Origin of the sequence: Kineococcus auxinigenes (assembly GCF_050871525.1) — a bacterium.
Lineage (GTDB): Bacteria > Actinomycetota > Actinomycetes > Actinomycetales > Kineococcaceae > Kineococcus.
Genome location: NZ_JBKBCT010000047.1, coordinates 17,125 through 30,228, shown reverse-complemented (window position 1 = coordinate 30,228; position 13,104 = coordinate 17,125). Strand labels below are relative to the sequence as shown.

Below are 13,104 nucleotides of genomic sequence, written 5' to 3'. Positions count from 1 at the left end.
GGCCGCGACCGGGTGGTCGCGGCCGGCGGCCTCGTCACGGGGTGAGCCGCGGGGTGGGTCGGGCGCGTCAGCGCGGGGTGCGCTCCGGGCGCCACACCACCAGCGCGGTCGAGCGCTGCGGCGAGGGCGGCCGCTTGCCGACGGGGGTGGCGACGATGTCGCCGGCCATCCCCGCGGCGAAGATCCGCCGCGCCTGCTGCCGCACCAGGTCCACCTCGGCCTCCAGCTGCTCGATGCGCCGGCCCATCGCGGTCACCTGGTTCTCCAGCTCCAGGATGCGCTTGATGCCGGCGAGGTTCACGCCGTCCTCCTGGGACAGGCGCTGCACCTCGCGCAGCTGGGCGATGTCGCGAGCGGAGTAGCGGCGCCCGCGCCCGCGCGCCCGGCTCGGGGAGACGAGCCCCAGCCGGTCGTACTGCCGCAGCGTCTGCGGGTGCATCCCCGCCAGCTCGGCCGCCACCGAGATGACGAACACCGCCGCGTCCTCGTCGTGGTCGAACACGTCTCCACCTCCTCCCCGCCGGACCGGGTCGTGCTAGCTGCGCGCCCGCTCGGCCAGGCCCGCGCGCGGGTCCTCACCGGCGGTCGCCTTCGCGAACGCCTCCACGGCCTCGCGCACGGCGCCGTCCACGCGCTGCGGCACCACGACCTCCACGGTGACCAGCAGGTCGCCGCGCTCGTCGGAGGAGCGTGAGCGCTTCACGCCGCGCCCCTTCAGGCGCAGCGTGCGGCCCGACGGCGTGCCGGGCGCGACCTTCACCCGGACGGTGGCGCCGTCCAGGGTGGGCACCTCCACCGTCGCCCCGAGCACCGCCTCGTCGAACGAGACCGGCAGCGTCACGCGCAGGTCGTCGCCCTCGCGCGTGAACACCGGGTGCGGCTCGACGTGCACGGTGACGAGCAGGTCGCCGGCCGTGCCGCCGGGCCCGGGCATCCCCTGGCCGCGCAGGCGCACCTTCTGGCCGTCGCGCACGCCCTGCGGAAGCCGGGCGTTCACGGTGCGCACCGGCCCTCCGCGCGGGTCGGGGACCCGCAGCGCCACCGTCGCACCCTCCAGCGCGGCGCGGAAACCCACCCGCGCCGACGCCTCGAGGTCCTGCCCGCGCGCCGCCGGCGGCGGGCCCCCGAAGCCCGGGCCCCCGAAGGGGTTGCCGGCGCCGCCGGGGGCACCGGGACCGCCCTGGCCGAACAGGCCGCCGAGCAGGTCCTCGAAACCCCCGGCCCCCGCGCCGCCGGGCGTGCCGAACCGCACACCGCCGGGCGGGCGGCCGCCCTGCCCGAACAACCCGCCGAGCAGGTCCTCGAAACCCGCCCCGGCGCCCGGTGCGCCGGCCCCGCCGGCGGAGAACCGGGCGCCGCCGCCGACCATGGCGCGCACGCCGTCGTACTGCCGGCGCTGCTCGGGGTCGGACAGGACGGCGTACGCCTCCCCGACCTCCTTGAACCGCTGCTCGGCGGCCGCGTCACCCGGGTTGGCGTCCGGGTGCAGCGTGCGCGCCTTCTTGCGGTAGGCCTTCTTGACCTCCGCGGCGTCGGCGTCGTGGGAGACGCCGAGGACCGCGTAGAAGTCCTTCTCCGCCCAGTCCTGCATGCTCACCGACGTCCCCTCCCCTCGCTGCTCGGAACACTGCTCGGAACCCGGCCGGGCACCCGCGACGTCACTGCGGGTCGGCCACCGCGACGCGCGCCGGGCGCAGCACGCGCTCGCCGAACCGGTACCCGGGCTGCAGCACCTGCACGCAGGTGGCCACCTCGTGCTCGTCGGAGTGGCTGTGCATGAGCGCCTCGTGCACCGCCGGGTCGAACGGCTCGCCCGGCTCGCCGTAGCGCTCCAGCCCGAACCGTCCCAGCGTCGCCTCCAGCTTGTCGGCGATCGCCGAGAACGGGCCGGTGAGGTCGCCGTGCTGGCGGGCCAGGTGCACGTCGTCCAGCACGGGCAGCAGCGCCTCGGCGACGCTGGACAGGGCCGCGTTCTTCGCCACGTCCCGGTCGCGGTCGACCCGCTTGCGGTAGTTGACGTACTCGGCGTTCAGGCGCTGCAGCTCGTCCAGCCGCTCGGCCGCGAGGGCCTGGGCGGCCTCGAGCTCCGCGTCGGCGGCGCCGTCGTCCGGGCCGCCCACGACCGGCTGGGCCGCCGCGGGCTCGGCCGCCTCGGCGGGCTGCTCCGCGGCGGGCGCCGGCTCGCGCAGCTGCCCGGTCTCGGGGTCGATGCGGCGGCGGTCGCGGACGACGGTCGGCTCGGGGAACTCCTCCGACATCACTTGTCCTTCTCGTCGTCGACGACCTCGGCGTCCACGACGTCCTCGTCGGCGGGCTTGGTGAAGTCCGGGCCGCCGGACGCACCGGCGTCACCGGCGGGGGAACCCTCGCCCTGCGCCTGCGCGTACATGGCCGAGCCGAGCTTCTGGCTGGCCTGCGCCACGGCGTCGGTCTTGGCCTTGATCTCGGCCGCGTCCGTGCCGTTCAGCGCGCTCTTGAGCTCCGCGACGGCCTTCTCGGTCTCCTCGCGGCCCTCCGCGGGCAGCTTGTCCGCGTTGTCGGCGATGAACTTCTCCGTCTGGTAGACGAGGCTCTCCGCCTGGTTGCGGGCCTCGGCCTCCTCGCGGCGCTGCTTGTCCTCGTTCGCGTGGGCCTCGGCGTCCTTGACCATGCGCTCGATGTCGTCCTTGGACAGCGCGCTGCCGCCGGAGATGGTCATCGACTGCTCCTTGCCGGTGCCGCGGTCCTTCGCCGAGACGTGGACGATGCCGTTGGCGTCGATGTCGAAGGTGACCTCGACCTGCGGCACGCCGCGCGGGGCGGGCGCGATGCCGGTCAGCTCGAACGTGCCCAGCGGCTTGTTGTCGCGGGCCAGTTCGCGCTCACCCTGGAACACCTGGATGAGCACCGAGGGCTGGTTGTCGTCGGCGGTGGTGAACACCTCCGAGCGCTTGGTCGGGATGGCCGTGTTGCGCTCGATGAGCTTGGTCATGATCCCGCCCTTGGTCTCGATGCCCAGGGACAGCGGGGTGACGTCGATGAGCAGGACGTCCTTGCGCTCGCCCTTGAGGACACCGGCCTGCAGGGCGGCGCCGATGGCGACGACCTCGTCCGGGTTCACGCCCTTGTTGGGCTCGCGGCCGCCGGTCAGCTCCTTGACGACGTTCGTCACCGCGGGCATGCGGGTGGAACCACCCACGAGCACGACGTGGTCGATGTCGGCGAGCTTGACGTCGGCGTCCTTGATGACGGAGTGGAACGGCGCCTTGGTGCGGTCCAGCAGGTCCTGCGTCATCTGCTCGAACTGCGCGCGGGTCAGCTGCTCGTCCAGGTGGACGGGGCCGTTCTCCGTCATCGACAGGTACTGCAGGGAGATGCCGGTGCTGGTCGCCGTCGACAGCTCCTTCTTGGCCTGCTCGGCGGACTCGCGCAGGCGCTGCATCGCGATCTTGTCCTTGGACAGGTCGATGCCGTAGCTGCCCTGCACCTTCTTCAGCAGGTGGTCGACGATGCGCTGGTCCCAGTCGTCGCCGCCGAGGTGGTTGTCGCCGGAGGTGGCGCGCACCTGGATGGTGGAGAAGCCGTCGTCGTCCTTGCCGACCTCCAGGAGGGACACGTCGAACGTGCCGCCGCCGAGGTCGAAGACGAGGATGAGCTCGTCCTCCTTGCCCTTGTCCAGGCCGTAGGCGAGCGCGGCCGCGGTGGGCTCGTTGATGATGCGCAGGACGTTCATGCCGGCGATCTCGCCGGCCTCCTTGGTGGCCTGGCGCTGGGCGTCGGAGAAGTACGCCGGGACGGTGATGACGGCGTCGGTGACGGCCTCACCGAGGTAGGACTCGGCGTCGCGCTTGAGCTTCTGCAGCACGCGGGCGCTGATCTCCTGCGGGGTGTACTTCTTGTCGTCGATGCCGACGGACCAGTCGGTGCCGACGTGGCGCTTGACCGAGCGGATCGTCCGGTCGACGTTCGTGACGGCCTGGCGCTTGGCGATCTCGCCGACCAGCACCTCGCCGTTCTTGGCGAACGCCACGACGGACGGGGTCGTGCGCCCACCCTCGGCGTTGGCGATGACCGTCGGCTCGCCGCCCTCCAGGACGGAGACGACGGAGTTGGTGGTACCGAGGTCGATGCCGACCGCACGTGCCATGGTGGGGATCCCCTTCTCGACGATTGAGCTTGCTGCACTCAAGTCTGCCGACCACCGCGGATCTGTCAACCCGGGAGTCAGATCACTTGAGTCCACCCGGCTCAACCAGCGGGAGGGTCCCCTTGTTCCCGGGCCGCCGGGCGCGGCGGGATCGCCCTTCGCAGTGGGCTAAGGTCTACGACGCCACACGGCACCGGCTCCGGCCGGACCGTCAGGCGTGCGGACGTAGCGCAGTTGGTAGCGCATCACCTTGCCAAGGTGAGGGTCGCGGGTTCGAGTCCCGTCGTCCGCTCTCCCCCTCGTTGACTAGGGTCGTCGTCGTGGACGCTCCCGTGCGGCAGGTGCCGCTGCGCTTCTCCGCCGACTCCCGGGCCGGCTCGACCCACACCAACCTCTCCGCGGTGCGCACCGACGGCGAGCACCTGTGGCTGGCCGGCGACGAGACCGCCACCGTGGAGCGCCTGACCGCGCAGCGCTCGGACGACGGCGAGGTCACCGGCTACGCCGGGCAGGTCAGCGTGAACCTGGCCGACCTCGTGGACCTGCCCGCCGGCGGCGAGGAGGAGGCCGACCTGGAGGGCATCGGCCGCACCGGCCCCTGGTTGTGGGCGGTCGGCTCGCACAGCCTCAAGCGCAAGAAGATCCGCCCCGAGGACTCCGACGCCAAGGCCCGCAAGCGCCTGGGCAAGGTCGTGCGGGAGGAGAACCGCTACGTCCTGGTCCGCCTGCCCCTGGACCCCGCCACCGGGCTGCCCGCCCGCCGCGTCGAGGTCGACGGCGAGGAGCTGACCGCCGCCGTCCTCGGCGGCCACGGCGACTCCCTGACGGACGCACTGGAGGACGACGACCTGCTCGCGCCGTTCCTGGGCATCCCCAGCAAGGACAACGGCGTCGACGTCGAGGGCATCGCCGTGCACCACCGCGACGACGGCGAGGTCCGCGTGTACGTCGGCTTCCGCGGGCCCGTGCTGCGCGGCTGGGCCGTCGTCGCGGAGGTGCGGCCCGAGACCCACCCGAAGGACCCGCACCGGCTCGAGCTCACCCGCTTCGGCGACGGTCCCGGCAAGGGCGAGCGCTACCGCCTGCACCTGCTCGACCTGGACGGCCTGGGCGTGCGCGACCTCTGCCCGCACGGGGAGGACGTCCTCGTCCTGGCGGGCCCGTCGATGAGCCTGTCCGGGCCGGTGCGCGTGCACCGCTGGGTGGGCGCCTGCGCCGCCGACGGCGCCGAGGTGGTGCGCCCCGACGAGCTGCCGCTCGTGCTGGAGCTGCCGCACGGGCGCGGGGAGGACCACGCGGAGGGCATCGCCGTGCTGCCCCCCGGCGCCCACGGCACCGGCCACGGCGAGCAGCTGCTCGTGGTGCTGGACTCCCCCGCCGCCGCCCGGCACACCGACGACGGCGGGATGCTCGCCGACGTCTGGGACCTGCCGCCGGCCTGACGCCCGCGCGCCGCCGGGCCGGCTCGTCCCGGCCCGGCGGCCCTGCTCAGCGCACCACGAGCGCCACCACGAGCGGCACCGCCAGCACCGCCGCCCCCACCAGCAGGCACACCGCGTCCGCGCGCCGCCACGGCGCCGGCAGCGCCCACGTGCGCGGCGGGCCGCCCGGGGCCGCCCCGCGCGCGTCCATCGCGGTGGACACCCGCCCGGCCCGCCGCACGGCGTCCACGAGCAGCCCGAACGCCGTCGAGGCCAGCCAGCGCCCCCTGGACAGCGGTCCCGGCCCGGGTCCGAGGCCGCGGGCGCGGCGGGAGGCCGCCAGTTGCTCCCACGCGTCGGCCAGGGCGGACAGCAGCCCCAGCGCCGCCACGACGGCCACCACGAGTCGGCCGGGCACCCGCAGCCGCTGCGCCAGGTGGTCGCCGGCCTCGGCCGGGTCCAGCCACGCCAGCAGCACCGCGCCCGGCAGCACCAGCACCGCCAGGCGCAGCGCGGCGGTCAGCGCGGCCAGCAGGGGCTCGCCCTGACCGGGCTCGCCCAGCAGCCACGCCGACCAGCCCACCGACAGCGCCCCCACCGCACCGGGCAGCAGCCGGCGCGGCAGGGCCCGCCACCGGTCCACCACCAGCGGCAGGCACAGCAGCTGCGCGGCCAGCCCGGCCGCCCCCGCCACCCACGTCGTCACCGCGAACGAGGCCGGCACCGCCAGCAGCGAGACCGCCAGCAGCGGCAGCGGGCCGCAGTGCCGCACCAGCGGCCCGGGTCCGGCGCTGCGCCGTTCGGCTGGCGTGCGCGGCACCCCGTCCTCCACACCCTGCACAGGCGTCTCCACAGGGTTGTCCCCAAGGCTGTGCCCACAGCTGTGGACGGGGGTGTGGACATCTCCCGGTGCGGGCGGGTGCAGGGCGGGGTCGGCGCTCACGAGGCCCTCCCCAGCGCGACCGGTGCGGCGGGCGCACCGCCGGCCACCCGGCGCCCCGCGTGCAGGCGCACCGCACGCGTCCCGGCGGGGTCCACCGCCCGCACGAGCCGCTCGTCGTGGCTGCTGACCACGACCGCGGCCCCGTCGCGCGCCGCGGCCCGCAGCAGGCCCACCACCACCGACCAGGTGCGCCGGTCCTGCCCCACGCTGGGCTCGTCCGCCAGCAGCACCGCGGGCCCCGCGGCCAACGCCCCCACCAGCGCCAGGCGGCGCTGCTCGCCGCCGGAGAGGCGGAAGGGGTCCACCTGCGCGCGGTGCGCCAGGCCCAGCAGCTCCAGCAGGGCGTCCGCCCGCGCGGCGGGCAGGCCCAGCGCCACGGCCGTCGCGGCGGCCTCCGCGCGCGCGGTGGTGCGCACGAACGCGTGCTCGGGCGTCTGCGGCACCCACCCGGCGCGCGCGGCCAGCTCCCGCGAGCGCCACCGCCACGGCTGGGGGCGCAGCCCGCGCGCGAGCCCGGCACCTGCGCGCAGCTCCCCGGCGGTGGGGCGGGTCAGCCCGGCGAGCACCTGCAGCAGCGACGACTTGCCGGAGCCGCTGACGCCCACCAGCGGGGTCACCGCACCGGCCGGGACGCGCACGTCCACGCCGGTCAGGACGCTCGCCGGCGGTGCCGGCCGCAGCCCGCGGCGCCGGCGCACCAGTCCCAGGCCCTGACCCGTCAGGGCGTCGCCGTCCACGCGCAGGTGCGGGGCGAGCAGGCCGTCGGGCACGTCGGCGGGCCGCGGGTCCGGGGCGCCGGGCAGCCAGAGCTCGCCACCGCCCGCCCCGGCGGTGAGCACCCGCCCGGGCGGGCCGTCGGCGGCGAGGTGGCCGTCGGCGTCCAGCAGGACGACGCGGTCCACGTGCCGGGCCCAGCCGGCCAGGTCGTGGTCGACCACGACGAGGGTGCGCCCGGCGGCGGCGTCCAGGACGGCGGCGCGCACCGCCGCGGCAGTGGGTGCGTCGAGCATGGACGTCGGCTCGTCCAGCAGCAGCACCCCCGGCGCCAGGGCGAGCACCCCGGCCAGGGCCAGGCGCTGGCGCTCCCCGCCGGACAGGGTCGCCACCTCCCGCTCGCGCCCGGCGTCGAAGCGGGCGGCGGCGTGGGCGGCCGCGACGCGCCGCCACACCTCCTCGCGGGGCAGGGCGAGGTTCTCCGGGCCGAAGGCGGTGTCGCGCCCGGCGGTGGTGGCCACGACGGCGTCCTGCGGGTCCTGCAGCAGCAGCCCGGCGGCTCCCGGGCGGGCGCTGTCGCCGCCCACGAGGACCTCGCCGGTGGCGGTGGGCTCGCCGCCGGGGCCCTCCTCCAGCACGCCCGCCAGGGCGCGCAGCAGGGTGGACTTGCCGCTGCCGCTGGGCCCGGCGAGCAGGACGCGCTGCCCGGCGGGCACGTCGAGGTCCACACCGGTCAGCACGGGACGGGCGGCTCCGGGCGGGGTGACCGCCAGGCCCCGCACCCGCAGGGCCAGGGGCGCCGCGTCAGCCACGAGAGCGGTGCTCGTGGCCCGCGGCGAAGGCCGACAGGGCCCCGGTGCGCGCCAGCGCCCGCACCAGCGCCCAGCCGCCCAGCCCGGCGATCACGGCGCCGGAGACGGCGAAGAAGCCCGCGTAGACGAGCTTCCAGTCGAAGCTCCAGGCGGCCCAGTAGGCGGACCACTCGTAGACGGACTCCAGGCAGGCGGCCAGCACGCCGCCGAGGACGGCCACGCCCAGGTTCCAGCGGCGCCACAGGAACAGCGCGACGGCGATCTCCACGCCCAGGCCCTGCAGGACGCCGGAGACGAGCACGCCGGCGCTCCACTGCGTGCCGAGCAGCGCCTCGACGCTGGCGGCGACGACCTCGGTCAGCAGCGCGGCGCCGGGACGGCGCACGACCAGGGCGCCGATGACGGCGGGCAGCAGCCACACGCCGGCGACGAGGCCGGCGACGGGCGGGAAGAGGGCGAACAGCGGGTCGAGGGCGCTGTAGGCGAAGTGCCAGCCCCAGAAGACGACGCCGAACGCGACGCCGAGGACGGCGGCGGTGACGGTGTCGACGGTGCGCCAGCTGCCCACCGGTCGGCGGGTGGACGTCTTGACGGTGGTGCTCACGGAAACCTCCTGGGTCCAGGAGGGGGACCCGCGGCGCTGGTGGCCACGGGTCGAGGAAGGCCCGACTCCCTACGCCGGTGCTGACCGGATCAGGTTCGAGGGTCTGCGGCTGCCCGCACTCTCAGCGCCCCACGGCGCTCCCCTGTCGTTCGCGGCACACCCTACCCCTCCCCCGCACCCCCCACCTCTCCGTGATCTTGCACGGTTGAACCCTCACCCGTGCGAGATCACGGTGGGAGCGGGCGGGGAGGGCAGCGGTCCGGGAGGGGTGCGGGGTCGGGGAGGATGGGGGCGTGCTGCGACACCTGCGTGGACCGGACGGCGGACCCTCCCGGGGGGTGCGCCTGATCACGATCGTGCTCGTCGTGGCGCTCGTGGCCGCCGGCGCCACGGCGCTGGCGCCGGTGCTGCGCTGGCTCCTGGACCTGCTGTAGGGCAGGGTGCGCGACATGAGTCCCATCGTCTGGAAGCTCGTCGGCCCCGGCGCCGCCGTCGTCGCGGGTGCCGTCGCCAACCGCCTCACGAAGAAGATCTGGGTGACCGCCACGAAGTCGCAGCCCCCGGCCAACCCGGAGGACCCGGACGTCGGCTGGAAGGAGGCGGTCGCCTGGGCGCTCGCCTCCGGCGCGATCATCGGCGTGTCCCGCCTGCTCGTGGAGCGCCAGGCCGCGGTCCTGTACCGCAAGACCACCGGCGAGCAGCCCCCCGGCCTGGGCGCCGGTCAGGCGGCCTGAACCCCCCGCACCCGCGGGCGCCGGTGCCCCGGGACGGCGCGAGCCTCCCGGGGCACCGGCGCGCGGCGGCCTCAGCCCCAGCGGGCGGCGAGCCGGTCGTGCCGGGCGTCGACGTCGGGGTCCGCGCGGCGCAGCTCGGGGTGCGCGTCGTGGTGCTCGACGATCTCCCGGGCGCCGGCGGCGAAGGTGGTGGTCGCCGCGAACCCCGGCACCAGGCGCTTCAGCTTGGAGTTGTCGAAGAGCACCGAGTGGGCCTTGTCGCCCAGCAGGCTCGGCCCGCGCGCGGGGTCGTCGCGGGCGATGGCCTCGGAGGGCACGTGCACGAGCACCGGCTCGTCCACCCCGGCGGCGCGGGCGAGGGTGCGGTGGACCGCGTCCCAGGTGAGGGCCTGGTCGGAGGTGACGTGCACGGCGTCGCCGGTCAGCGCGGGCTCACCCAGCAGCGGCACGAACCCCTCCGCGAAGTCGGTGTGGTGGGTGAGGACCCACAGCGAGGTCCCGTCGCCGTGCACGACCACGGGCGCGCCGCGGCGCATGCGCTCCACGACCGTCCAGCCGCCGTCGACCGGCGGTGAGGTGCGGTCGTACGTGTGGCTGGGGCGCACCACGGCCGCGGGGAACCCCTCCTCCCGGTAGGCGCGGGCCAGCAGCTCCTCGCAGGCGATCTTGTCGCGGGAGTACTGCCAGAACGGGTTCGCCAGCGGGGTGGACTCGGTGATCGGCAGGTGCCCCACGGGTTTCTGGTAGGCGGAGGCGCTGGAGACGAACCAGTACTGCCCCACGCGCCCGCGGAACGTCTCCACGTCGGCGGCGACGTGCTCGGGCGTGAACGCCAGGAAGTCCACGGCCACGTCGAACTCGCTGCCGCGCAGCGCCTCGCGCACGGCGGGGACGTCCCGGACGTCGGCGGTCACCTGCCGCACGCCCGCGGGCAGGGGGCGCTTGGACGCCGTGCCCCCGCGGTTGAGGACCGTCAGGTCCACCCCGCGCTCCACCGCCAGCGCCGCGCACGCGGAACTGATGATCCCCGTACCCCCCAGGAACAGCACCTTCAGAGCCACGCGCCCACTCCCGTCCTCGACACCGTCGTCGTGCGCCGCCCGCGGTGACCGGCGGCGAGCCGAGACTAGGCCCGGGGCGGTCAGTGCACGACCTTGAGCCCGATGACGCAGCCGACGATCCCGGCGAGGAACAGCACCTTGAGCACGGAGAAGCTCTCCGCGCCGGTGACCATCGCGTACGCCACGGTCAGCACCGCGCCGATGCCCACCCACACCGCGTAGGACGTGCCGACGGGCAGCTCGCGCATCGCGTACGCCAGCCCGGCCATGCTGGCGACGACGGAGACGGCGAACACGACGGTGGGCCAGAGCTTCGTGAACCCCTCCGAGCGGTCCAGCGCGGTGGCCCACACCGCTTCCAGGGCTCCGGAGAGCACGAGGACGATCCAGTGCACGCAGACCTCCGTGTGGCGGGGACGGGAGGGACGACGGTCCCACGTCCACCGGCCCGGGGCACCGCTGCGGGCGGGCGGCTCGCCGCGACGCCCCGGATACGCTGGGACGGTGACCCCCGGAGCCAGGTCCCCGCTGCGCGCGCTGGGGTCCATCGAGATGCAGACGCGCCGCGAGCTCATCCACGCCCGGCTGCGCGAGGCCATCAGCTCGGGCGAGCTGGCCCCGGGCACCCACCTGGCGGAGGTGGAGCTCAGCGAGGCGCTCGGCGTCAGCCGCGGGACGCTGCGCGAGGCGCTGCGCCAGCTGCAGCAGGAGGGCCTGCTGACGGCGGACGCGCGCGGCCGCCTCTCGGTGCGCGTGGTCACCGAGCAGGAGGTCGAGGAGATCTTCACCGTCCGGCACGCGCTGGAGAGCCTGGCGCTGGAGCTGATCTGCGCGCGCGAGGACCGCACCGCGGCGGTGGCGCGGGTGCGCCAGGAGCTGGAGACGCTGCGGGACGCGGAGGGTGACTTCACGGCCCAGCTCGACGCGGACCTGGCGTTCCACGAGCGCATCTGCGAGCTGAGCGGCAACACCACGCTGCTGCACAGCTGGCGCTCGGTCAGCGGCCTGGCCCGTGCCGCGATCACGGCGGCGGGACCGGAGACGGCGGTGCTCAACATGGCGTACCAGCGCCACGCGCCGATCGCCGACCTGCTCGAGGCCGGCGACGCCGCGGGCGGCCGGGAGTTCCTGCGCACCCACATGCGGGACGCGGCGACGCGGATCGAGCAGCGGATGCACGAGCGGGCGGAGTCCGCCGCCGGCTGACCCCGCAGCGGTCCGGGGGACTTGACAAGCGCCCACCGGTACGTGCCAGAGTTCTGCCGTCTTACTGTCAACAGTAAGAGCGATGACAGTCCAATGCCGGACGGTCCCCCGTCGAAGGAGATGGCAGTGACGACAGCGAACGGTCGGCCCCTCGGGACCGAGCACAAGAAGCGGGTGGCCGTCGGCAGCGCCGTGGGCACCACGGTGGAGAACTACGACTTCATCGGGTTCGGCACGGCCGCGGCGCTGTACCTCGGCGACGCGTTCTTCCCGGACAGCGACCCCACCACGGCGCTGCTGTACTCCTTCGGCACGCTGGGCGTCGGGTTCGCCGCCCGCCCGCTGGGCGGCATCATCGGCGGCTACCTCGGTGACAAGATCGGCCGCCGGCCGGTGCTCATCGCCTCACTGCTGATCATGGGCCTGTCCACGGTTCTCATCGGTGCCCTGCCCACCTACGAGACGGCGGGCATCCTCGCCCCGATCCTGCTCGTCACCGTCCGGATCATCCAGGGCCTGGCGTTCGGGGCGGAGTGGGGCGGCGCGATCCTCATGACGTACGAGCACGCCCCGTGGCGGAGCAAGGGCGCCTACACGGCCATCCCGCAGGCCGGGTTCCCGCTGGGCCTGCTGCTCGCCAACCTCGCCTTCCTCGCCAGCGCCAGCCTGCCGGGCGACTGGGCCTGGCGCGTGCCGTTCCTGCTCAGCTCGATCCTCATCGGTGCGGGGATGTACATCCGCCTGAAGGTCGAGGAGTCCCCGGACTTCGAGGACGCCAAGGAGCAGGGCGACCTGGTGAAGAACCCGCTCGCCGAGGTGGTCCGCCAGGACTGGCGCAACCTGCTGCGCGCGTTCGGCCTGCGCATCGCCGAGAGCGCCGGCTACGCCGTCTCCATCTCCTACGTCACCTCCTACGTGCACGACCAGGGCCTGGCCGAGCGCCCCGACACCATCCTGGCCATCGTCATCGCGGCGCTGATCGGCTTCCCCGCCACGCTGCTGTGGGGCCGCCTCACCGACCGCATCGGCCGCAAGCCCGTCTACGCGTTCGGCACGACGCTGATGCTCATCTTCGGCATCCCGATGTTCCTCATGCTCAACACCGGGAACCTGGGCCTCATCATCGCCGTCTTCGTCATCGCCTTCGCGCTGTGCCAGAACTCCCTGGCCGGCACGCAGGGCGCCTGGTTCGCCGAGCTGTTCTCCACCGCGACCCGCTCCTCGGGTGCCTCCCTGGCGTACCAGCTCGCGGCCGTGGTCTCCGGCTTCACCGCCTTCGCGGCCGTCGCCCTCTACGACGCGTTCGGCTGGATGGGCCCGGCGGTCCTGTTCATCGTCTACGCCCTCATCGGTCTCGTCGCCACGCTGCTGACGCCGGAGACCAACGGCGCCGCCCGCCGCGCCGAGGTCGAGCGCGCCACCGCCGCCGCGACCTCGGGCGACTCCACGGGCACCTCCGCGACCGCCGCGGTGTGACGAGCCC

The 13,104-nt window shown here is 75.0% G+C and carries 14 protein-coding genes, 1 tRNA gene and 1 riboswitch; of the genes, 6 read left to right on the top strand and 9 right to left on the bottom strand.

Annotated features, from left to right (window positions below):
* Window positions 1-67: 67 nt before the first annotated feature.
* The 4 genes from ACRYR9_RS13515 to dnaK all read right to left on the bottom strand — a co-directional run bounded on the left by ACRYR9_RS13515 (window position 68) and on the right by dnaK (window position 4,126).
* Window positions 68-439, bottom strand: a complete 372-nt coding sequence (locus tag ACRYR9_RS13515; protein ID WP_432495556.1) for a heat shock protein transcriptional repressor HspR — start codon at window positions 437-439, stop codon at window positions 68-70.
* 96 nt (window positions 440-535) lie between these two features.
* Entirely contained in the window at window positions 536-1,597 is a 1,062-nt protein-coding gene (locus ACRYR9_RS13510) for a DnaJ C-terminal domain-containing protein (protein ID WP_432495534.1), read from the bottom strand.
* Window positions 1,598-1,658: 61 nt separating this feature from the next.
* The gene (gene grpE / locus ACRYR9_RS13505) at window positions 1,659-2,258 is read right to left on the bottom strand and encodes a nucleotide exchange factor GrpE (protein WP_432495532.1); all 600 of its coding nucleotides are present in this window, start codon (window positions 2,256-2,258) and stop codon (window positions 1,659-1,661) included.
* Window positions 2,258-4,126 carry a molecular chaperone DnaK gene (gene dnaK, locus ACRYR9_RS13500; RefSeq protein ID WP_432495530.1) on the bottom strand — a complete coding sequence of 623 codons (1,869 nt, stop codon included), beginning with the start codon at window positions 4,124-4,126 and terminating at the stop codon, window positions 2,258-2,260. The genes grpE and dnaK overlap by 1 nt, the downstream gene beginning before the upstream one ends.
* 219 nt (window positions 4,127-4,345) lie before the next feature.
* Here dnaK and ACRYR9_RS13495 point away from each other — a divergent pair.
* Both ACRYR9_RS13495 and ACRYR9_RS13490 read left to right on the top strand, forming a co-directional pair.
* Window positions 4,346-4,418, top strand: a tRNA-Gly gene (locus ACRYR9_RS13495).
* A gap of 28 nt (window positions 4,419-4,446) precedes the next feature.
* Window positions 4,447-5,568, top strand: coding sequence for a DUF3616 domain-containing protein (locus ACRYR9_RS13490; protein ID WP_432495528.1), 1,122 nt, complete (start codon window positions 4,447-4,449; stop codon window positions 5,566-5,568).
* Window positions 5,569-5,614: 46 nt separating this feature from the next.
* Here the strand turns inward: ACRYR9_RS13490 and ACRYR9_RS13485 are convergent, their stop codons facing one another.
* From ACRYR9_RS13485 to ACRYR9_RS13475, 3 genes are all read right to left on the bottom strand, one after another.
* Window positions 5,615-6,367 (bottom strand): energy-coupling factor transporter transmembrane component T, encoded by a 753-nt coding sequence (locus tag ACRYR9_RS13485; protein WP_432495526.1) that lies wholly within the window; start codon window positions 6,365-6,367, stop codon window positions 5,615-5,617.
* A gap of 119 nt (window positions 6,368-6,486) precedes the next feature.
* A complete protein-coding gene (locus ACRYR9_RS13480; RefSeq protein ID WP_432495524.1) occupies window positions 6,487-8,016 on the bottom strand; it encodes an ATP-binding cassette domain-containing protein in 1,530 nt (509 codons plus the stop codon).
* Window positions 8,009-8,620: an ECF transporter S component gene (locus tag ACRYR9_RS13475; RefSeq protein ID WP_432495522.1), complete on the bottom strand. Its 612-nt coding sequence runs from the start codon at window positions 8,618-8,620 to the stop codon at window positions 8,009-8,011. The genes ACRYR9_RS13480 and ACRYR9_RS13475 overlap by 8 nt, the downstream gene beginning before the upstream one ends.
* A 49-nt stretch (window positions 8,621-8,669) precedes the next feature.
* Window positions 8,670-8,774, bottom strand: a riboswitch (TPP riboswitch).
* 139 nt (window positions 8,775-8,913) lie between these two features.
* Here ACRYR9_RS13475 and ACRYR9_RS13470 point away from each other — a divergent pair.
* Complete coding sequence (locus tag ACRYR9_RS13470; RefSeq protein ID WP_432495520.1) at window positions 8,914-9,054, top strand: hypothetical protein; 141 nt, start codon at window positions 8,914-8,916, stop codon at window positions 9,052-9,054.
* 15 nt (window positions 9,055-9,069) lie between these two features.
* A complete protein-coding gene (locus tag ACRYR9_RS13465; protein ID WP_432495518.1) occupies window positions 9,070-9,354 on the top strand; it encodes a DUF4235 domain-containing protein in 285 nt (94 codons plus the stop codon).
* 71 nt (window positions 9,355-9,425) lie between these two features.
* Here the strand turns inward: ACRYR9_RS13465 and ACRYR9_RS13460 are convergent, their stop codons facing one another.
* On the bottom strand, window positions 9,426-10,415 hold the full coding sequence (locus ACRYR9_RS13460) for an NAD-dependent epimerase/dehydratase family protein (RefSeq protein ID WP_432495516.1): 990 nt from the start codon (window positions 10,413-10,415) through the stop codon (window positions 9,426-9,428).
* A gap of 80 nt (window positions 10,416-10,495) precedes the next feature.
* A complete protein-coding gene (locus tag ACRYR9_RS13455) occupies window positions 10,496-10,810 on the bottom strand; it encodes a DMT family transporter (RefSeq protein ID WP_432495514.1) in 315 nt (104 codons plus the stop codon).
* 109 nt (window positions 10,811-10,919) lie between these two features.
* Between ACRYR9_RS13455 and ACRYR9_RS13450 the strand changes: the two genes are divergently transcribed.
* Entirely contained in the window at window positions 10,920-11,621 is a 702-nt protein-coding gene (locus tag ACRYR9_RS13450) for a GntR family transcriptional regulator (RefSeq protein ID WP_432495512.1), read from the top strand.
* 120 nt (window positions 11,622-11,741) lie between these two features.
* Window positions 11,742-13,097 carry an MFS transporter gene (locus ACRYR9_RS13445; protein WP_432495510.1) on the top strand — a complete coding sequence of 452 codons (1,356 nt, stop codon included), beginning with the start codon at window positions 11,742-11,744 and terminating at the stop codon, window positions 13,095-13,097.
* Window positions 13,098-13,104 lie beyond the last annotated feature (7 nt).